The sequence below is a fragment of the Natrinema marinum genome (assembly GCF_024296685.1).
In the GTDB taxonomy this organism is placed as follows: Archaea; Halobacteriota; Halobacteria; order Halobacteriales; family Natrialbaceae; genus Natrinema; species Natrinema marinum.
This window is the reverse complement of record NZ_CP100763.1, coordinates 2,879,476-2,897,151: the sequence shown is the minus strand read 5'-3', so window position 1 is coordinate 2,897,151 and position 17,676 is coordinate 2,879,476. Positions and strand designations below refer to the sequence as shown.

19 protein-coding genes are annotated in these 17,676 nt (G+C 65.2%); 9 read left to right on the top strand and 10 right to left on the bottom strand.

Annotation, left to right across the window (positions count from 1 at the left end):
• Positions 1-38 precede the first annotated feature (38 nt).
• The gene (locus tag NKH51_RS14465; protein WP_176548145.1) at positions 39-200 is read left to right on the top strand and encodes a DUF7556 family protein; all 162 of its coding nucleotides are present in this window, start codon (positions 39-41) and stop codon (positions 198-200) included.
• Positions 201-220: 20 nt separating this feature from the next.
• Here the strand turns inward: NKH51_RS14465 and merB are convergent, their stop codons facing one another.
• Entirely contained in the window at positions 221-763 is a 543-nt protein-coding gene (gene merB, locus NKH51_RS14460; RefSeq protein ID WP_254762379.1) for an organomercurial lyase, read from the bottom strand.
• A gap of 184 nt (positions 764-947) precedes the next feature.
• Here merB and NKH51_RS14455 point away from each other — a divergent pair, with 184 nt between their 5' ends.
• Both NKH51_RS14455 and NKH51_RS14450 read left to right on the top strand, forming a co-directional pair.
• Positions 948-1,322: a winged helix-turn-helix transcriptional regulator gene (locus tag NKH51_RS14455; RefSeq protein WP_254762378.1), complete on the top strand. Its 375-nt coding sequence runs from the start codon at positions 948-950 to the stop codon at positions 1,320-1,322.
• A 54-nt stretch (positions 1,323-1,376) separates the two neighbouring features.
• The gene (locus NKH51_RS14450; protein WP_254762377.1) at positions 1,377-1,883 is read left to right on the top strand and encodes a hypothetical protein; all 507 of its coding nucleotides are present in this window, start codon (positions 1,377-1,379) and stop codon (positions 1,881-1,883) included.
• Positions 1,884-1,947: 64 nt separating this feature from the next.
• On the opposite strand, the gene NKH51_RS14445 is transcribed toward NKH51_RS14450, so the two are convergent.
• The 6 genes from NKH51_RS14445 to NKH51_RS14420 all read right to left on the bottom strand — a co-directional run bounded on the left by NKH51_RS14445 (position 1,948) and on the right by NKH51_RS14420 (position 8,629).
• Positions 1,948-2,106: a hypothetical protein gene (locus tag NKH51_RS14445; protein ID WP_254762376.1), complete on the bottom strand. Its 159-nt coding sequence runs from the start codon at positions 2,104-2,106 to the stop codon at positions 1,948-1,950.
• Positions 2,107-2,321: 215 nt separating this feature from the next.
• The gene (locus NKH51_RS14440) at positions 2,322-3,641 is read right to left on the bottom strand and encodes an ABC transporter ATP-binding protein (RefSeq protein ID WP_254765160.1); all 1,320 of its coding nucleotides are present in this window, start codon (positions 3,639-3,641) and stop codon (positions 2,322-2,324) included.
• A 10-nt stretch (positions 3,642-3,651) separates the two neighbouring features.
• Positions 3,652-4,815 (bottom strand): ABC transporter ATP-binding protein, encoded by a 1,164-nt coding sequence (locus NKH51_RS14435; RefSeq protein ID WP_254762375.1) that lies wholly within the window; start codon positions 4,813-4,815, stop codon positions 3,652-3,654.
• A 2-nt stretch (positions 4,816-4,817) separates the two neighbouring features.
• Positions 4,818-5,858, bottom strand: a complete 1,041-nt coding sequence (locus tag NKH51_RS14430; RefSeq protein ID WP_254762374.1) for an ABC transporter permease — start codon at positions 5,856-5,858, stop codon at positions 4,818-4,820.
• A 1-nt stretch (position 5,859) separates the two neighbouring features.
• Positions 5,860-6,906: an ABC transporter permease gene (locus NKH51_RS14425; RefSeq protein WP_254762373.1), complete on the bottom strand. Its 1,047-nt coding sequence runs from the start codon at positions 6,904-6,906 to the stop codon at positions 5,860-5,862.
• A 136-nt stretch (positions 6,907-7,042) separates the two neighbouring features.
• Positions 7,043-8,629: an ABC transporter substrate-binding protein gene (locus NKH51_RS14420; protein WP_254762372.1), complete on the bottom strand. Its 1,587-nt coding sequence runs from the start codon at positions 8,627-8,629 to the stop codon at positions 7,043-7,045.
• A 266-nt stretch (positions 8,630-8,895) separates the two neighbouring features.
• On the opposite strand from NKH51_RS14420, the gene NKH51_RS14415 reads away from it, so the two are divergent.
• Positions 8,896-9,315: a PPC domain-containing DNA-binding protein gene (locus NKH51_RS14415; RefSeq protein ID WP_254762371.1), complete on the top strand. Its 420-nt coding sequence runs from the start codon at positions 8,896-8,898 to the stop codon at positions 9,313-9,315.
• Position 9,316: 1 nt separating this feature from the next.
• The gene (locus NKH51_RS14410) at positions 9,317-12,952 is read left to right on the top strand and encodes a DNA polymerase II large subunit (RefSeq protein WP_254762370.1); all 3,636 of its coding nucleotides are present in this window, start codon (positions 9,317-9,319) and stop codon (positions 12,950-12,952) included.
• Between the two features lie 249 nt (positions 12,953-13,201).
• Here NKH51_RS14410 and NKH51_RS14405 read toward each other — a convergent pair whose 3' ends face one another.
• Positions 13,202-14,113, bottom strand: coding sequence for an alpha/beta fold hydrolase (locus NKH51_RS14405; protein ID WP_254762369.1), 912 nt, complete (start codon positions 14,111-14,113; stop codon positions 13,202-13,204).
• A gap of 401 nt (positions 14,114-14,514) precedes the next feature.
• Between NKH51_RS14405 and NKH51_RS14400 the strand changes: the two genes are divergently transcribed.
• The 3 genes from NKH51_RS14400 to NKH51_RS14390 all read left to right on the top strand — a co-directional run bounded on the left by NKH51_RS14400 (position 14,515) and on the right by NKH51_RS14390 (position 16,208).
• Positions 14,515-14,853: a DUF7130 family rubredoxin-like protein gene (locus NKH51_RS14400; RefSeq protein WP_254765159.1), complete on the top strand. Its 339-nt coding sequence runs from the start codon at positions 14,515-14,517 to the stop codon at positions 14,851-14,853.
• Between the two features lie 95 nt (positions 14,854-14,948).
• A complete protein-coding gene (locus NKH51_RS14395; RefSeq protein ID WP_254762368.1) occupies positions 14,949-15,242 on the top strand; it encodes a DUF7130 family rubredoxin-like protein in 294 nt (97 codons plus the stop codon).
• A gap of 63 nt (positions 15,243-15,305) precedes the next feature.
• Positions 15,306-16,208 (top strand): ketopantoate reductase family protein, encoded by a 903-nt coding sequence (locus NKH51_RS14390; protein ID WP_254762367.1) that lies wholly within the window; start codon positions 15,306-15,308, stop codon positions 16,206-16,208.
• A 105-nt stretch (positions 16,209-16,313) separates the two neighbouring features.
• Here the strand turns inward: NKH51_RS14390 and NKH51_RS14385 are convergent, their stop codons facing one another.
• Together NKH51_RS14385 and NKH51_RS14380 are read right to left on the bottom strand one after the other, a co-directional pair.
• Positions 16,314-16,676 carry a NifU family protein gene (locus tag NKH51_RS14385; protein WP_254762366.1) on the bottom strand — a complete coding sequence of 121 codons (363 nt, stop codon included), beginning with the start codon at positions 16,674-16,676 and terminating at the stop codon, positions 16,314-16,316.
• An 82-nt stretch (positions 16,677-16,758) separates the two neighbouring features.
• A complete protein-coding gene (locus NKH51_RS14380; RefSeq protein ID WP_254762365.1) occupies positions 16,759-17,076 on the bottom strand; it encodes a DUF5783 family protein in 318 nt (105 codons plus the stop codon).
• A gap of 194 nt (positions 17,077-17,270) precedes the next feature.
• On the opposite strand from NKH51_RS14380, the gene NKH51_RS14375 reads away from it, so the two are divergent.
• Positions 17,271-17,663, top strand: coding sequence for a hypothetical protein (locus tag NKH51_RS14375; RefSeq protein WP_254762364.1), 393 nt, complete (start codon positions 17,271-17,273; stop codon positions 17,661-17,663).
• Positions 17,664-17,676: the final 13 nt, after the last annotated feature.

The window sequence follows — 17,676 nt, the reverse complement described above, 5'->3', positions numbered from 1 at the left end:
TCGATGAGTTTATATGTACGTGGTTGTGACTCTCTCACATGGCGACGAACCCCCACGCCATGACGTCCGACGACACGATCGTCGGTTCGATCGATTCGACGGCCGCGAGCGACGAGTACGTCATCGCAGACATCTCCGCCGACGGTGCCTGGCTTTCCATGCAGGCGGACGACGCGCCGACGCTTCCGGCTTGGCGATAACTGGGGAAAGGGAACGGGATCTATTCGTCTACGAGTCCGGCTGCGACCGCTGTCGCGGCCGATGCCGGCATACCGATAGTCGCCGCGTTCGTTTCTGCTGCCCACCGTTCGTAGGCCTCCCGCGTCGGGAAGGCCCTGACTGCCGGACAGATCGCACTGTAGGCGTCCTCGAGCGTCGGTGTTCCGTCCGTCACCGAGTCGTCGGTCACGATCCCGAACGAGACGGCCGCCGTCGACGGCGTCGCGCTGAGGTCGCCGTCGCCCGTCGCTCGAGCCTCGATGACTGCCCCACTCGGACTCTCCGTGCGGATCTCGACTGGCTCCGAGGCCAGTTCGGCCAGCGCGACGGCATCGTAGAAACATCGGAAGTGGTACCGCCTCCCGTCGAGGTCGCCCCAGTGGGGCGTCTCTCCCTCGGCGTGACAGAGATCATCGACGTCGATCGATCCGCCGCCGGTCCGTGCCCGGAGTTCGGTGACCCAGTCCTCGAGCGTCGCGATCGACGCGTCGCCGAAGAACCGGTCCATCGCCGTCCGAACGTCGTCCGGCAGGGGCGTTTCCATGACCGATCCGTCACCGACCCACCGATCGACCGACGCTTCTTCCTCTCGGTCTTTTTCCGGGGACCGACTTTCGACTGTGCCGCAACACTCGCAGGTTTGCTCCGTCATACGACGTTACTTCGAGTCGCGAAGTACTTGTACTGTCGACTCCGAAGTAACGGAGTAACTTCGGTGACCGAAAGCCATGAGCGAATCCGACGACGACCGACTCGAGCCGGCCGAGACGACCGATGCATCCGATACGCCGTGCGATCTCGACTGCTACTGCCAACTCGACGGGCTGATGGACCTCCTCAGCCGTCGGTACGCGATGCAACTGATCTGCGTCGTCGGCGCGATCGGCCCCGCGCGCTACGGCGAGATCGAGGAGACGTTCGAGGACGTGAGCAGTTCGACGCTCTCGACGCGGCTCGAGGATCTCGTCGACGCCGGCTACCTCGAGCGCGAGCAGTACGCGGAGATACCACCGCGCGTCGAGTACGACCTCACCGACGACGGCGACGAACTCTGTCGTCGGCTCCAGCCGCTGCTCGAGTGGGCCGCCGATCGGGAGGCGTAGCCGCGAGCCGACGCCACCGGTAACAGTTTGGGATCTCGTGACATAGGCGAATACATGTCGCTCGAACAGGTGTTCGCCCGGTTGCCCGACCCCGGTTCGCACGCCTTTCCGGACTACTCGTTGCCCAACGGCGACCCCGTGATGCCCATCGCGGTCACGCGCGGGGAACTCTCCTCGATCCTCGATCTCTACGAGACGTTTCGGGCCGTGGATCCGACGGGGCTCGATTCGAACCCGTTTCTCGAGGCGGCGACGACGTACATGCAGCGGACGTTCGGGGTGCCGCGATATCGGCCGGACGACCAGCTTCACGACGACATCGCGGCGCTGCTGAACGACTTCTCGGACGACCTCGGCGGCCGCTCGATGGGCGTCATCGACGCGACGCCCGACCACCACCGGACGCTGTACTTCTTCCTGCTCAGTTGTCGGGGCTATCACGCCGCGCCCCACGTCCGGTTCGACCCCGATGAAACGGCAGTAGAGGCGCTCTACGACGTCTACGAGCGGGTGACCGAACAGGACGTGTACCTCAAGGGGCCGTCGTCGGTGTTCGACTGAGCGGCGCCGAATCGAGCGAAAAGTGCAGACCGCGGCCACGGGGGTCGATCATCGACTCGAGTCCTCACCCGGTGAGAAAGCCGCCCGGTGGAATGCGCGTGGCTGGTCGCCCGCTCTCGTCGGTCGGCCGGTCGCCGCCGAAGTCGGGGGAGTGGGCGATCGTGCGTCGGGTCTTCGCGAGTCGGTTCGTACTTGCTGTGACGGTGGTGAGTAGTTTACTCATACAGTAGTAAAGAAGTGTGGCGGTTGTATAAGTGTTTTCGAGATGAACGATCGTGTGGGTTCGACGGCGCCAGTGACGCGTGTGGTGTCGGACGCACGACGGTATTGAGACACGTATCGTCGGTATTCGTTCGTTCCATCGGCGACGGGTCTCGAGGTTCGCGACCGGCTCACAAATGAGGGAAAGCGGACACGATGGCGGACCTCCTCGCTTGCTCACCGGTGTAAGTGACACGCCGCGAACCGCTCGCCCGCTCCGTCCGCCGACTCGAGGTCGTACGCCGGCCGTTCGCGCGCGCAGATACTCCGTTCGGCGAAGGACTCGAGCAACAGGTCGGTCGCCGCCTCCCACCGGACCGGGCCGTCTCCCTCGCGGTCGCCGTCCGGTTCGCGATCGGTCGCGACGAGGTCGATGGCTTCGGCGACGACATCTCCCGCCTGGCCGTCCGGCAGGTCGCCGTCGAAGAACGCGGCGTCGACCTCCGCGGCCGGCATCGGCTCGAACGTTCGGCGCTTGACCGCGCGCATGAACGCCCGCGTCCGCTCCCACTCGCCGTCGCCCCAGTCGTACGCGTCGGGCGCGATCAGGCGCGGACAGCGGGTCCGGAACCGACAGCCGGAGGGCGGATTCGCCGGACTCGGTACCTCGCTCTCGAGGACGCCTCTGGTTCCCGTCTCCCGTGGATCGGGGACGGGGATCGACTCGAGCAATGCACGCGTGTAGGGGTGCTGTGGGTTCTCGAACAGTTCCTCTTTCTCCGCTAGCTCGACGATGTGGCCCAGGTACATCACCGCCACGCGGTCGGAGATGTGGCGGATCACCGAGAGGTCGTGGGCGATGAAGAGGTAGGTGAGGCCGAACTCCTCCTGAAGTTCCTCCATCGTGTTCAGCACCTGCGCCTGGATGGAGACGTCCAGCGCGGAGACGGGCTCGTCGCAGACGACGAAGTCCGGATCGACCGACAGCGCCCGCGCCAGGTTGATCCGCTGGCGCTGCCCGCCGGAGAAGGCGTGGGGGTACCGGTTGTAGTGGCGCGGATCGAGCCCGACCTTCTCTAACAGCTCTTTCGCGCGGGCCTCCCGCCCCTCGTCGTCGAGCATGTCGTGGGCCTGCATCGGCTCCTCGATGATCCGGCCGACCTTCATCCGCGGATCGAGCGACGACTGCGGGTCCTGAAAGATCATCTGCATGTCCGACCTGGTCTGGCGCAGTTCCTCGCCGCCGAGATCGGCCAAGTTCTCTCCTTTGAAGTAGATGTCTCCCTCGGTGGGCTCGAGCAGGCGCAGGATCGTCCGGCCGAGCGTGCTCTTGCCGCAGCCGGACTCGCCGACGAGCCCGAGCGTCTCGCCCGGCCGGATCTCGAGGGAGATGTCGTCGACCGCTTCGACCCGCCCGCGGTCGACGCTGACCGGCGGAAAACGGCTGGAATCGAACTGGACGCCCCCCAGCAGCCCCGACTCCTGGGCGAAGTATTTGGAGACGCCCTCGAGTTCGAGCAGCGGTCCCTCTCGGTCGTAGCTGTCCTCCTCGTCCATCCGGATCCCGCTACTCACCGCCCTCACCTCCGCTCTCGTCCGCGACCGGATTGGCCGCGAGTTCCGATTCCGGCTCGACCGTCTGTGGACTTTCTTCGGCTTCCGCCGCCTCGAGCGGCGGGCTCCCGTCGTAGTCGGCGTCGAACGCGCCGTGTTTGACGCAGGCCGCGCGGTGCGGTTCGCCGTCGGCGTCGGCGACGACCCTCGGTTCGGGGTGGACCCGCGTGCACACTTCGTGCGCGTCGGGACAGCGCGGGTGGAACCGACAGCCCGACGGCGGATTGATCGCCTCGGGCATCACGCCCTCGATCGCCTCGAGGTCCGAGACGGTCCGATCGGGGCGGGGAATCGAGTTCAGCAGCGCGTTGGTGTAGGGGTGTTTGGTGTCGTAAAACAGCTCGTCGACCGGCGATTGCTCGACGATCTCGCCTAAGTACATGACGTTCACCCGGTCGCAGATCTCGGCGACGACGCCCAGATCGTGGGTGACCCAGATGAAGCTGGTCCCGTACTTCTCCTGGAGGTCGTCCACGAGATCGAGGATCTGCCCTTCCACCGTCACGTCCAGAGCCGTCGTCGGCTCGTCGGCGATGATGAGGCTCGGCTCGCAGGCCAGCGCCATCGCGATGAGTACGCGCTGGCGCATCCCGCCGGAGAACTGGTGGGGGTACTCCTCGTAGCGCTGCTCGGGATCGGGGATGCCGACCTCGCGGAGCATGTCGATCGCCTCGGCTTTCGCCTCGTCTTCCGGCAGCCCGCGGTTGAGTTCGATGAACTCCCGGAGCTGTCCGCCGACGGTGAAGACGGGGTTGAGCGACTCCATCGGATCCTGGAAGATCACCGCGATCTCGTTGCCCCGAATGCGGGTCCGAATCTCCTCGCTCGAGAGGGCGTCGTCGCGCTGTCGGGGCTCGCCGTCCGGCCCCTCCTCGATGCCGACGATCGTCTCGCCCTTGTAGGTGATCTCGCCGGCGACGATCTCGCCGGGGCTCTCGACGAGCCGTAGCAGGCTCATCGAGGCGACCGATTTGCCGGCGCCGCTCTCGCCGACGAGGCCGACGATCTCCCCTTCGTAGACTTCGAAGGAGATGCCGTCGACGGCGCGTACTGTTCCTGCTTCCGTATCGAACTGCGTTTTGAGGTTCTCGACGCGAAGTAGTGGTTCCGAACTCATTGTCAGTCATCGATTCGCGGGTCGAGGGCGTCCTGCAGGCCGTCGCCGAACAGGTTGAAGCCCATGATAGTGATCACGATCGCCAGCCCCGGCCAGATCGAGAGCCAGATGTTCGAGTGCATGTAGCCGTGTGCGGTCTGGAGCATCTGGCCCCAGTCCGGGGTCGGCGGCTGTGCGCCGTAGCCGAGGAAGGAGAGCCCGGCCACGATGAGGATCGTCACGCCGATCTGGAGTGTCGCGTACACCAGCACCGGCGCGAAGCTGTTCGGGACGACGTGTCGCATGATAATGTGGCGGTCTTTCACGCCGGCGGCGCGGGCCGCCTCGATGTAGTCCATCTCGCGGATGCTCAGGACCCGGCTCCGAATGATGCGAGCGAAAACCGGTACGAACGCGATGCCGACGCCGAGGACCGCGTACCAGATGTTCGCCCCGCCGACGAAGACGGTGAAGACGATGATGAGGATCAGCGGCGGGATGGCGTAGATCATCTCGACGAGCCGCATCAGCGTGTCGTCGACGCGGCCGCCGTAGTAACCGGCGACGGCCCCGACGATCGTCCCGCCGGAGAGCCCGATGAACGTCGAGATCAGTCCGACGAACACCGATACCTGTGTCCCGTAGACGATCCGGGTGAAGTAGTCTCGACCGGTGTGGTCCGTCCCGAGCGGATGGTCGAGCGTGCCGCCGGCAGGTAGCGGGTTCCACGACTGCTCGGCCAGCGGGAAGTACGGCGGCATGTGCTGTGTTCCCTCACCCGGCGGCGGAATGTGCGTCGGGTGATCGAAGATCGGGAGGAACTTCGCGAACGTGAAGTCCGACAGCAGCCCGAACGTCAGCAGTGAGAGGTGGCTGTCCACGAACGCGTAGACCGCGACGAACAGGACGGTCGCGACGATGTACAGCCCCCAGCGGGCCGTGGTGTCGCGCTTGATCTGCGCCAAGGTGTGGCGCCAGCCGACGCGCGCCTCGACGTCGTCTCCGGCCGTTTCGCCGGCCGCCGAGTCTCGTTCGCCGTCGTAGTGTGAGTCGCCGATTGCCATCTTATTCTTGCTCTCCGTAGGTGACTCGCGGGTCGACGTACGCGTACGAGATGTCAGTGATGATGACGCCGACCACGAACAGGACGCCGAGCATCATCGTGACGCCCATCACGAGTTGATAGTCGTTCTGCTGAATCGCGCTAACGAACAGCTGTCCCATGCCGTTGATGTTGAACACCGTCTCGACCAGGACCGCCCCGCCCAGCGCCGTCGACAGGTTGAGGCCGACGATGGTGATGATCGGCAGCTGGGCCACCTGGAACGCGTGCTTTCGCAGGATCGTCCGCTCGGGCACGCCGTAGGCCCGCGCTAACTTGACGTACTCGCCCTGCAGGGACTCGATCATCTGCGTGCGCTCGACGCGCATGATCGTCGCCATCTGCAGCGTCCCCAGCGCGATCATCGGCAGCAAGAGGTGTCGTATCGTCTGATAGTACAGCTCGATGTGGCCGTTGATCCCACGGTAGGCGCTGGGCGGTCGCCACGGGTAGACGAGCCCGCTCGAGGGCAACGGCAGGCCGGGTATCGCGGTCAGCAGCGAGAGCGGCCAGGGGAAATTGGGTAACTCGACCGCGAAGATGAGGATCAGGACGATCCCGATCCAGAACGACGGGGTACTGACGCCGACGAGCGCGGTGATGCGCGAGGCGTGATCGGTCGGCTCGTTGCGCCGGTCAGCGGCGATGATACCGAGGGGAATCGCCGTCACGAGCGCGAACGCGTACGCCGACAGGACCAACAGGAGCGTCGGCCCGATGCGGTCCAGCATCAGGCCCGTCACCGGCCGTTCGTAGTAGATGCTTTGCCCGAGGTCGCCCTGGAGCAGGCCGGCCATGTACGTCAGATAGCGTTCGTGCAACGGTTTGTCCAGCCCGTACTTCTGTTCGATCGCCCTGACCAGTTCCTCGCTGTGTTCCTGGCCCTGCAGCATCAGGCTGACCGGATCGCCCGGTCCCAGATTCGCGAGCAGGAACGTGATGACGGAGATCCCGATCAGGACCGGAATCGCCTGCAAGAGTCTGTATATCGCGTACTTTAGCAGTTTCATTGATCAGCGAATGGTCTAATATCTCGTCGCGGCATCGGTTTCGGTCCCCGCCCTCGAGTCGGCAGGGCGGTCCCCGCCGACCGCGGGCGGTTCGCGCGAGCGGCCGGTTGGTCGCGGTCGCTCGAGCGGGCCGTCCTCACTCGAGCGAGACGTTCGTATACTCCGCGACGAGCGTCGGATTTCTCGTCACCTCGGGGTGGGCCTGGAGGCCGGAGACGTAGTTTCTCGAGGCCATCGTGTTGTCCTGAGTGAACGCCGGCATGACGGGCAACTGTTCGACGATCTCGCGAATAACGGGTTCGTAGAGGTCGTACCGTTGCTCCTGGTCGGCCGAGTTCCGGGCGTCGGCGATGTTCTGGTGGAAGCCGTCGCTCCCGCCGTAGTAGTGGCCCTGGTTGGTCCCCGCCTGACTCTCGTGGAAGAGCGGGTAGAGGTAGTAGTCGGGGTCGGGGCCACCGGTCCAGCCCAGCAGGTACATCTGGTAGTCGCTCGCGTTCCCGGTGGTGTACTTCTCGACGAGCGTCGCGAAGTCGAGCTTCTGCACGTCGGCTCCGTATCCGATCTCGTCCAGCCGGGTGGCGATCCGCTCTGCCAGTTGCGCGCGGATCCCCTCGGGCGTGATGATCGTCGGCGTGAAGTCGTCCGGCGCGTGCTCGTCGAGCAGCGACTGGGCCCGATCGGGGTCGTACGACGGTAGCATGTTCTGGTACTCGTCCTCCGGGAACTCCCAGACCTCGTTGACGACCGGCGGGATCGGACTGTACATCGGGGAGGTCACGTTCCCCGCGTTGGACTCGATGAAGTCCGACATCGAGAACGAGTGGGCGATGGCCTTCCGTACCTGCGGGTTGGTCGTCGGACCTTCGTTACAGTTGAAGGCCATGTACATGAACGTCGGGCTCTCGGCCGAGTGGAGCTGGACGCCCTCCTCGTTCTCGAGGACGCTCCAGTCGTCGTTGGGGATCCCCGCGATGGCGTCGGTGTTCCCCGCGCGGATGTCCGAGACCCGGCCCGCGTTGTCGTCGTGGGCCACGAAGCGGACGCTGGGAAGGTTCGGCTCGAGGTCGTCCCAGTAGTCGTCGTTGCGCTCTAAGTCGACGTACTCGTTCTCCTGAAGTTCGGCGAACGTGAACGGACCGGAGCCGACCGGATTCGTGTTGTACGCGTCCCGGTCTTCGGTTCGAGCGCTCTTGGACACCACCGTGACGCCCATCGTCGCGAGTTCGAACGGACCGTACGGCTGGTCTCCGAGGTCGACCTGCAGCTGGTAGTCGTCGATGACCTCGGTGTTCTCGATCATGTTGTACTCGGCGGCGTTCTCCGTCTCCTCCTCGACGGGTGCGACGAACGAGTGTTCGACGTCTTCGGCGGTCACCTCGTCGCCGTTGTGGAACGTCGCGCCCTCCTCGAGTTCGAAGATGTACCGCGTCCCCTCGCGTTCGACCGTCGGCTCGCCGGCCGCGAGTTTCGGCTGTAACTCGAGGTTCTCGCCGTACTCGTAGAGGCCGTCGAAGACGAGCTGAATCACCTGGAAGCTGTAGGCGTCGTTCGAGACGACGGGATCGAACTGTTCCTCGCGTGATTGCTCCTGCGTGAAGTGGAACCGGTCGTTGTTTCCGGACCCACCGCCGCCACCGATGCACCCTGCGATTACTGACGCTGAGACGGCCGCTCCCGAGCCCAGGAGCCGCCGTCTGGTGATATTTGCCACGTTATGTGACATACTTTCGCATATGCCATAGTCTTCCTTATATAACTTTTGATGTGTGTATCGTTTATGTCGATAATACCGGGGTGGTGGATTAGAATTGTCACCTTATGCCCGATACTGGTGTACAATCTGTATTAATGTCCAGTATTGGGCTGAAATTACCAATGGGGGGCACTTTATGGTCATCTTTGCCCACTATCGTGCATATCGTTAGCATCGAATTGCCTGCCACTGACCGAACGCAGAACTTTTTCTATCGGCAGCTACTGATGTGTCGTATGAACTATCGAGCCGTCGACCCCGCCGGGGAGTACGTCGCCCGCCTCGAGACGGGTGCCGACTGGCGGGCCGAGATCGAGTCGCTCGCGGACGCGGTCGAGGCCGATGCCGCCTGGTTCACCGCGATCGGCGCGGTCCAGGACGCCGAACTCTGGTTTTACGATCAGGAGGACTGCGAGTACCATCCGATCGAGTTCGACGAGCCGCTCGAGGTGGCAAGCTGTACGGGGAACGTCTCGTGGCTCGAGGGGGAGCGCTTCGCCCACACGCACGCGGTCCTCTCGGGACCGGACGGCGAGACGGTCGCCGGCCACCTGAACGAGGCGACGGTCTGGGCCGGCGAGGTCAACCTGCGCGCCTTCGAGGACCCCCTCGAGCGCGAGTACGACGAGACCACCGAACTGGACCTCTGGCTCTAACATGCGGGCGGAAGACGAGCGCTACTTCGAGCGACTCGAATCGCAGCTCGACGAGGCCTTCGACGTCGCCGAGCGGGCCAAAGAGCGGGGCGGCGATCCGAAACCCGAGGTGGAGATTCCGGTCGCCAAGGACATGGCCGACCGGGTCGAGAACATCCTCGGGATCGACGGCGTCGCCGAGCGCGTCCGCGAACTCGAGGGCGAGATGTCCCGCGAGGAGGCCGCGCTCGAACTCGCGGCGGACTTCGCCGAGGGTCGCGTCGGCGATTACGAGACGAAAGCGGGCAAGATCGAGGGTGCGGTTCGGACCGCGGTCGCCCTACTGACCGAGGGGGTCGTCGCAGCGCCTATCGAGGGAATCGATCGGGTCGAGATCCTCACGAACGACGACGGGACGGAGTTCGTCAACGTCTACTACGCCGGCCCGATCCGTTCGGCCGGCGGAACCGCGCAGGCGCTGTCGGTGCTCGTGGCCGACTACACGCGCGCGCTCGTCGGCATGGAACAGTACGACGCCCGCCAGGAGGAGGTCGAACGCTACGCAGAGGAGATCTCGCTGTACGACAAGGAGACCGGTCTCCAGTACACGCCGAAGGACAAGGAGACGAAGTTCATCGCCAAACACATGCCGATCATGCTGGACGGCGAGGCGACGGGCGACGAGGAGGTGTCCGGCTTTCGTGACCTAGAGCGGGTCGACACCAACAGCGCCCGCGGCGGGATGTGTCTCGTCCTCGCGGAGGGGATCGCGCTGAAAGCGCCGAAGATCCAGCGCTACACCCGCAATCTGGACGAGGTCGACTGGCCGTGGCTCCAGGACCTCATCGACGGCACCTACTACGACGACGCTGACGAGGAGGAAGCGACCGACGACGAAGCCGACGATGACGGCGATGCCGAGGCGGAAGCGGTAGACGGCGATGCAGAAGAGACCGACGAGGACGCGGGCGGCGAACCCGAGGGGCCGCCCCGCGTCGAGGAGTCTACGAAGTTCCTCCGGGACCTGATCGCCGGTCGCCCGGTCTTCTCCCATCCCTGTGCCAAGGGCGGCTTCCGGCTGCGCTACGGCCGGGCGCGCAACCACGGCTTCGCGACCGCCGGCGTCCACCCTGCTGCGATGCATCTGGTCGACGACTTCCTCGCGACGGGGACCCAGATCAAGACCGAACGCCCCGGCAAGGCGGCGGGCGTCGTTCCCGTCGACTCCCTCGAGGGGCCGACGATCAAACTAGCAAACGGCGACGTCCGGCGAATCGACGACCCCGAGGACGCCCTCGAGATCCGAAACGGCGTCGAGAAGATCTTGGACCTCGGTGAGTATCTGGTCAACTACGGCGAGTTCGTCGAGAACAACCACCCGCTGGCCCCCGCCTCTTACACCTACGAGTGGTGGATCCAGGACCTCGCGGCCGCCGGCGCGGACACTCAGGCCCTCGAGGACGACCCCCGCATCGACCTCGAGTTCCCCGACGCCGAGGATGCCCTCGAGTGGGCCACGGAGTACGACGCGCCGCTGCACCCCGAGTACACATATCTCTGGCACGATCTCTCGGTCGACGCCTTCTGTGATCTCGCGGCGGCGGTGGCCGACGGCCGGATCGAGGACGGGGACGCCGGGAGCACGCTCGTCCTCGCATACGACGAGACCGTCAGCGATGCGCTCGAGGCGATCGTCATCGAACACCGCCAGCGCGAGAGCGAAGGCCGTATCGAGATCGACGACTGGCGACCGTTCGTCCACACGGTCGGCTGTGAACCCCGACAGGCGGTCACCGACGGTGCTGCGATCGACCCCGACGGGGTGGCAGACGGGTCGACGATCGAACTCGAGTGCACCTGGGACGCGGATGACCTCTCCGAGCGCGCGCGAACGTGGGGCCACGAAACCGAGGGCGACAACGCCATCGAGGCGGTCAACGAGGTCGCCCCGTTCCGGGTCCGCGAGCGGGCGCCAACGCGAATCGGCAATCGGATGGGCCGCCCCGAGAAGTCCGAGCGCCGCGACCTGAGCCCGCCCGTTCACACGCTCTTTCCTATCGGCGAGGCCGGCGGCGCACAGCGCAACGTCGCCGACGCGGCCAAACACGCCGAGACGATGTCCGATACGCCCGGCATCGTCGAACTCCAGATCGGCCGCCAGCGCTGCGAATCGTGCGGGACGGAGACGTTCAAGAACCGCTGTCCGGACTGCAACGCCCGGACGACGCCGGACTACCGCTGTTACGACTGCGACGTGCAAGTCGAACCCGACGAGGCCGGCCGCGTCGAGTGTCCGCGCTGCGAGCGCGAGGCGACCTGCGTCGACTCCCGCGAAATCGACATCAACGACGAGTACCGTTCGGCCTTGGAGTCGGTCGGCGAGCGCGAGAACGCCTTCGACATCCTGAAAGGCGTCAAGGGGCTCTCCTCGACGAACAAGGTCCCCGAACCCATCGAGAAGGGGATTCTGCGGGCCAAACACGACGTCTCGGCGTTCAAAGACGGCACCGTCCGCTACGACATGACCGACCTGCCGGTCACGTCGGTCCGTGCGAGCGAACTCGACGTCGATGTCGGCCAACTGCAGGCCCTTGGCTACGAAGAAGACATCCACGGCGAGCCGCTCACCCACGAGGACCAACTGGTCGAACTCAAAGTTCAGGACATCGTCCTCTCGGACGGCGCGGCAGAACACATGCTCCAGACCGCCGACTTCATCGACGATCTCTTGGAGCAGTACTACGGCCTCGAGCCGTTCCACGAGTTCGAGGACCGCCAGGACCTCGTCGGTGAACTCGTCTTCGGGATGGCTCCGCACACGTCGGCGGCGACTGTCGGACGGGTGATCGGTTTCACGAGCGCGGCGGTCGGATACGCTCATCCGTACTTTCACGCCGCGAAACGCCGCAATTGTGACGGTGACGAAGACTGCGTCATGTTGCTTCTCGACGGACTGCTCAACTTCAGTAAGTCGTTCCTCCCCGACCAGCGGGGCGGCAAGATGGACGCGCCCCTCGTCATGTCCTCGCGGATCGATCCCTCGGAGATCGACGACGAGGCCCACAACATGGACGTCGTCTCCCAGTACCCCCGCGAGTTCTATCTCGCGAGCCGCGAGCAGGCCGACCCCGAGGACGTCGATGTCGAGATCGCCGAGGAGAACCTCGGCACCGATCTCGAGTACACCGGCTTCGAGCACACCCACGACACCACCGACATCGCGATGGGGCCCGACCTCTCGGCGTACAAGACGCTCGGCTCGATGATGGACAAGATGGACGCCCAACTCGAGCTCTCGCGCAAACTCGAGTCGGTCGACGAGACCGACGTGGCCGAGCGGGTCATCGAGTACCACTTCCTGCCGGACCTCATCGGCAACCTCCGGGCGTTCGCCCGCCAGGAGACTCGCTGTCTCGACTGCGGCGAGAAGTTCCGCCGGATGCCCCTGACCGGCGACTGTCGCGAATGCGGGGGTCGCGTCAATCTCACCGTCCACAAGGGCTCCGTGAACAAGTACATGCAGACCGCGATTCAGGTCGCCGAGGAGTACGACTGCCGGCCCTACACGAAACAGCGGTTAGAGGTCTTAGAACGGTCGCTCGAGAGCATCTTCGAGAACGACAAAAACAAGCAAAGCGGGATCGAGGATTTCATGTAGGAAATTTTGCTCTGCGGGCGCGCCGACGGCGCGCCCTCGGCAAAATTTCCATCAAAAGCACTCCTCCTTTCCCGTCACTTCGTTCCGAGTCAGTCGTCGGCCCGCTCGCTCACTTCGTTCGCTCGCGGTCAGTTCCTGGGTAACGGCCTGCCCTTCCCCGGGTCGTGCGTCTCTCGCGGCTGCTCGAGACGCACTCCCGGCCAACGGAGAACGGACGGAGAACGGATGGAAAACGGACGAATAGCCGACTCAATCGCTGCTAACTCGAGTGACGCCCGGCATCTCCGCCTTCGTGTACTGTAGCTGTGGCACACATTGTGGATCGGGCAGCCAGTTCTCGAGACGCTCGTTGAATCGCTCGGGTCGCTCGCGCGTCGTCCAGTGGCCGCAGTCGTCGACGAGGTCGAGTTCCGAATCCGGAATCAGTTCCGCCGCGCGGATCGACCACTCGACGGGGACCAGCGGGTCCTGTTTCCCGTGGACGAGCAGCGTCGGGACGGACAGCGACTCGAGGTCGTCGACGTAGTTCGTCTCGACGCGGCCGCTAAAGGAGAGTTCGTTCTCCTGGAACTCGGTGAACGCCTGGATCGAGCCCGGTTCCATCAGCTTCCGCCGGACGTCGTCGACGAACGGTTCGGGCAACTCGTCGGCGTCCGCGACGAGGTTGTCGAGGACCATCCGGACGCTCGCCGTGGTGGTGCTGGCGGCGATCTTGCTGAACTCAGTCATGCCGGGGACCTGCGAGAGGACTTTCCACTGGAGGGCGCTGGGCAGTCGCTTGCCGAGGCCGTAGCTGTCGACGAGCGCGAGGCGATCGACGCGGTCCTGATTGGCCAGCGTGTAGCCGAGTGCGACGCCGCCGCCCATCGAGATGCCGGCCAGCGAGACGCGTTCGAAGGGTAGCGTCTCGAGGAATCCCTCGAGGACCTCGATGTACGTCTCGACGGTGTGGGTCACGTCGCCCGTGCTGTTGCCATACTCCGGCCAGTCGATGGCGTAGACGCGGTAGTCGTCCGCGAGGGCGTCGATCGCGTGGTGCCACGAGACGGTCGCGTCGTCGATCCCGGCACCGTGACAGAGCACGACGGGCGGTCCGCTCGTCCCCGCCCGTCGGTAGGCGATCCGACAGTCGCCGATCGTCGCGACGCCGGTCCCGCTCATGGTCGGATCACGTCAGCAGGACAATGACCTGCGACCGTCTGCGGGGCTGGATTGCTCCCGAGCGGTTGTATCCGAGCCGACGACAGCGGCGTCCCCACCGTTCGTACCGAGCACCCACCCTTTCGTTTCGCCACACTGATCGGCGCCGTTCCCAGCCCCCCTCCCTCACGAGGGCGCGTCCGGACCGAACGGGTATCGCCGACCGACAGTGGTGTGAGACGAACTATCATGAACCATGTCTCTTGTTGGAGGGTGTATATTGTTTTCTATTATCGTGTGGACACCTCGCACGACGAGTTCGTCGCCGCGTGTGCCCCGCGTTCGTCTCGCTGACGCCCTCGAGCGGCCGGTCGAACAATGCGCGCTTGGGCTTTATTCGCGTCGCCGGCCTGCATCCGGTCATGGTCAACACTGGCGAGACACCGGCGAAAGAGGGCGACGAAGAGGCCGTCGAGGAGGTCCAGAAGCTCAGCTTCGGACAGACCGTCTACGACGAGGACGGCAACGAACTCGGTCGCATCCGGGGCTTCGAACAGAGCGGGTTCTTCGTCACCACCCGCGAGGGCGCCGAGGCGCTGAGCGTCGATCACGCACGGGCGGGTCACGAGTTCGGGGAGGCCGAACTGATGTGGCGCTGTATGGAGTGTGGCGAGATGGGTGATATCGACGACGGACTCCCCGACGAGTGTCCGAACTGTGGCACCGAGAAGGAGAACCTCATGTACTGGACCGAGGACTGAGTCCAGCCGGCCGACTCGTCGCCCCAGTAGCCAGATTCCGTATAGCACTTGTGGGTTTATTGCCGACCGAGGCGTACCGTCCACCGGTGAGCCACATGGCCGAGGAACAACCGCGACTGGCGTTCGGAACGACGGTCTACACCGAAGACGGCACGGAAATCGGACGAATCCGCGGCGTCGACGAGAACGGACTCTACGTCACCCTTCAGGACGGACTCGAGGGGCTGAGCGTCGAGCACGTCCGCTCTGGCCACGAGTTCGGGGAGGCCGAACTGATGTGGCGCTGCTGGGAGTGTGGCGAAATGGGACGACTCGACGACGATATGCCCGACGCGTGCCCGAACTGCGGTGCCGACCGCGAAGACCTGTACTACTGGACCGAAGACTGAGCCGCGGCGACCGCACGGCCGCCGACGGCAACCGTTTTTACCGCGCTCGCTCCACCTCGAGCCATGCACATCGTCGTCTTCGGTGCGGGCAGCCTCGGGAGCCTCGTCGGCGGCCTGCTCGCGCGCGACCACGACGTGACCCTCGTCGCGCGCGAGGACCACGCCCGTGCCGTCCGTGAGTCGGGACTGCGTCTCGAGGGCGTCGTTGACGGCCCGACGACCGTCTCTCCGGCCGCGGTGACCGACGGCACGGGACTCGAGGCCGACCTCGCCGTCGTGACGGTCAAGTCGTTCGACACGGCCGCGGCCGCGACCGCGCTCGCGACGGGCTCGTTCGACGCCGTTCTCTCGCTACAGAACGGGATGGGAAACGAAGCGACGCTCGCATCGCGCCTCGAGACGCCGATCCTGGCCGGAACGGCGACCTACGGTGCGATCCTGCGGGAGCCGGGAGTCGTCGAGTGTACGGGCCGCGGCGAGGTCGTCCTCGGCGCTCGAGACGGCGGTTCCTCGTCGCTTGCGGATCGGGTCGGCGCGGCCTTCGCCGCCGGGCTCGAGACGACCGTCGTCGAGGACATGCCCCGTCGGCTGTGGGAGAAGCTCGCGGTCAACGCCGGCATCAACCCCGTGACGGCGCTTTCCGACACTGACAACGGGGCGATCCTCGCCGACCCGGCGAGCGACCTCGCGCGGGCGGCGACCCGCGAAACCGCTCGCGTCGCCCGCGCCCGTGACGTGTCGCTTTCGGATCGCGAGGCGCTAGCCGCGCTCGAGGGCATCGCCGAGGCGACCGCGGCGAACACGTCCTCGATGCGCCAGGACGTACTGGCCGGCCGGCGCACCGAAATCGACGCGATCAACGGCTACGTCGTCGACCGCGCGGCCGAGGCCGGGTTCGAGGTTCCGACGAATCGAGTGCTGACGACGCTGCTCAGGACCTGGGAGCGCGGTCGGGGCTTGCGGTAAGCCGACCGCGCCACTCGATTGTCACGACGCGACGACCAGCAGAGCTGTGGCTCGCCGAGCGAAATACGAAACGTATAGCCGAAACCGAACGGGACGACCGACGCGTTAGAACGGTGCTTCCGGCCCTTCGTCGGCTTCGCCGTCGTCGTCGACGGTCTCGCCGGGGAAGGAGGGACTCATGCCGCCGCCCATGTCGTCGCCGCCGTCCATGCCGGTGTGGGCGTTGACCTGCTCGATCTCGGGAATCTCCTTGACCATCCGGCTCTTGATCGCCTGGATCGTCATCGGCGAGATGCCACAGCCGCTGCAGGCGCCGCCGAGCGCGATGGTGACCTCGCCGGTCTCGCGGTCGAGGTCCTGAATCGCGGCGCTGCCGCCGTGCATCTGGATCTGCGGGAAGTTGCGACGCAGGAAGTTCGTGACGCGCTCCTCGAGGTCGTCCCCGTCGTTCTGGGTCTCAGTACTCATAGAAATGCCTTGGGTATCAGCCCCCCTAAACCTTCCGTCCTTCATGTTCGCCTGCCGGCGTCGGCGACGGTCGCGGCCGTCCTCAGGCGAAGCCGAAGATGCGCTGCAGTTCGGTCTCGATCTCCTCGACGTGGGTCTCGAGTACGTCCTCGAACTTCGCCTCGTCGACCACGACCCCGGAAATCCGTCCGTAGGGATCGTCGGGAAGCTCGATGCGGAACTCGCCGTCACCCTCGTAGAAGGGCTCGCTTTCGTTCAACACCTGCTGGTCGATCGCGTGGACGAGCTGGGAGTCGTAGCGGTCGTTCATCCGGTTGAACGCGTTCTTGTACGCCTGCTGGAGCTCGGGGAAGTAGTTGGCGTACTTGTCCTCGAACTGCTCGGGGTCGAAGTCAGCCATACTCTAGAATACGCGGGAGCGAGGACAAAAGTCGGACGATCGGCCCCGGTCGTCGGCGCGTCGCCCCCGTTCGTTCGTCGATCGGTACCGCAGCCTCGAAATCACCAACTCGCTGATGTTGTAGGGGGTCCCTATACAGATGCCCGCGCTTGCAGGCGGAACGAACACCCTTCCCCTCGGCGAGAGCGCTCTGTATGGCCGTTGATCAAGACCCCATCCCGCGAGAAGCGCTGCCGCCGCGGTGGGGGCTCGCAGAGTGCTGTGGCGATCGATTCGTCTACCGTCACAGCCGGCCGCCGATCGAACTGATCGCGGACAGTACCATCGCCGATCGGTCGCATCCCGGACTCGGCCTCTGTCGGTGCTGGGAACTTCGGTACCGGTACTTCATGACCGATCGAGCCATCTCTCAGTCGATCGGCCGCGTCTCGACGCGCCGAGCGGCCATCGACGGTGCCCTCGAGTGTATGCGACGGATCCACGATACCGTCTCGGCGACCGACGGCCCGCCCGAGGTCGGCGACGTGCTCGATAGCGTATCGCTCTGTGACCTCGTTCCGGAGGGATTGTCGCGCTCCCAACAGTAGGCCAGCCCCCCGC

Bases quoted from the DNA above. Each gene is read 5' to 3' on its own strand.
- NKH51_RS14465 (WP_176548145.1), top strand. From the start codon at position 39: ATGGCGACGAACCCCCACGCCATGACGTCCGACGACACGATCGTCGGT.
- merB (WP_254762379.1), bottom strand. From the start codon at position 763: ATGGAAACGCCCCTGCCGGACGACGTTCGGACGGCGATGGACCGGTTC.
- NKH51_RS14455 (WP_254762378.1), top strand. From the start codon at position 948: ATGAGCGAATCCGACGACGACCGACTCGAGCCGGCCGAGACGACCGAT.
- NKH51_RS14450 (WP_254762377.1), top strand. From the start codon at position 1,377: ATGTCGCTCGAACAGGTGTTCGCCCGGTTGCCCGACCCCGGTTCGCAC.
- NKH51_RS14445 (WP_254762376.1), bottom strand. From the start codon at position 2,106: ATGAGTAAACTACTCACCACCGTCACAGCAAGTACGAACCGACTCGCG.
- NKH51_RS14440 (WP_254765160.1), bottom strand. From the start codon at position 3,641: ATGGACGAGGAGGACAGCTACGACCGAGAGGGACCGCTGCTCGAACTC.
- NKH51_RS14435 (WP_254762375.1), bottom strand. From the start codon at position 4,815: ATGAGTTCGGAACCACTACTTCGCGTCGAGAACCTCAAAACGCAGTTC.
- NKH51_RS14430 (WP_254762374.1), bottom strand. From the start codon at position 5,858: ATGGCAATCGGCGACTCACACTACGACGGCGAACGAGACTCGGCGGCC.
- NKH51_RS14425 (WP_254762373.1), bottom strand. From the start codon at position 6,906: ATGAAACTGCTAAAGTACGCGATATACAGACTCTTGCAGGCGATTCCG.
- NKH51_RS14420 (WP_254762372.1), bottom strand. From the start codon at position 8,629: ATGTCACATAACGTGGCAAATATCACCAGACGGCGGCTCCTGGGCTCG.
- NKH51_RS14415 (WP_254762371.1), top strand. From the start codon at position 8,896: ATGAACTATCGAGCCGTCGACCCCGCCGGGGAGTACGTCGCCCGCCTC.
- NKH51_RS14410 (WP_254762370.1), top strand. From the start codon at position 9,317: ATGCGGGCGGAAGACGAGCGCTACTTCGAGCGACTCGAATCGCAGCTC.
- NKH51_RS14405 (WP_254762369.1), bottom strand. From the start codon at position 14,113: ATGAGCGGGACCGGCGTCGCGACGATCGGCGACTGTCGGATCGCCTAC.
- NKH51_RS14400 (WP_254765159.1), top strand. From the start codon at position 14,515: ATGGTCAACACTGGCGAGACACCGGCGAAAGAGGGCGACGAAGAGGCC.
- NKH51_RS14395 (WP_254762368.1), top strand. From the start codon at position 14,949: ATGGCCGAGGAACAACCGCGACTGGCGTTCGGAACGACGGTCTACACC.
- NKH51_RS14390 (WP_254762367.1), top strand. From the start codon at position 15,306: ATGCACATCGTCGTCTTCGGTGCGGGCAGCCTCGGGAGCCTCGTCGGC.
- NKH51_RS14385 (WP_254762366.1), bottom strand. From the start codon at position 16,676: ATGAGTACTGAGACCCAGAACGACGGGGACGACCTCGAGGAGCGCGTC.
- NKH51_RS14380 (WP_254762365.1), bottom strand. From the start codon at position 17,076: ATGGCTGACTTCGACCCCGAGCAGTTCGAGGACAAGTACGCCAACTAC.
- NKH51_RS14375 (WP_254762364.1), top strand. From the start codon at position 17,271: ATGGCCGTTGATCAAGACCCCATCCCGCGAGAAGCGCTGCCGCCGCGG.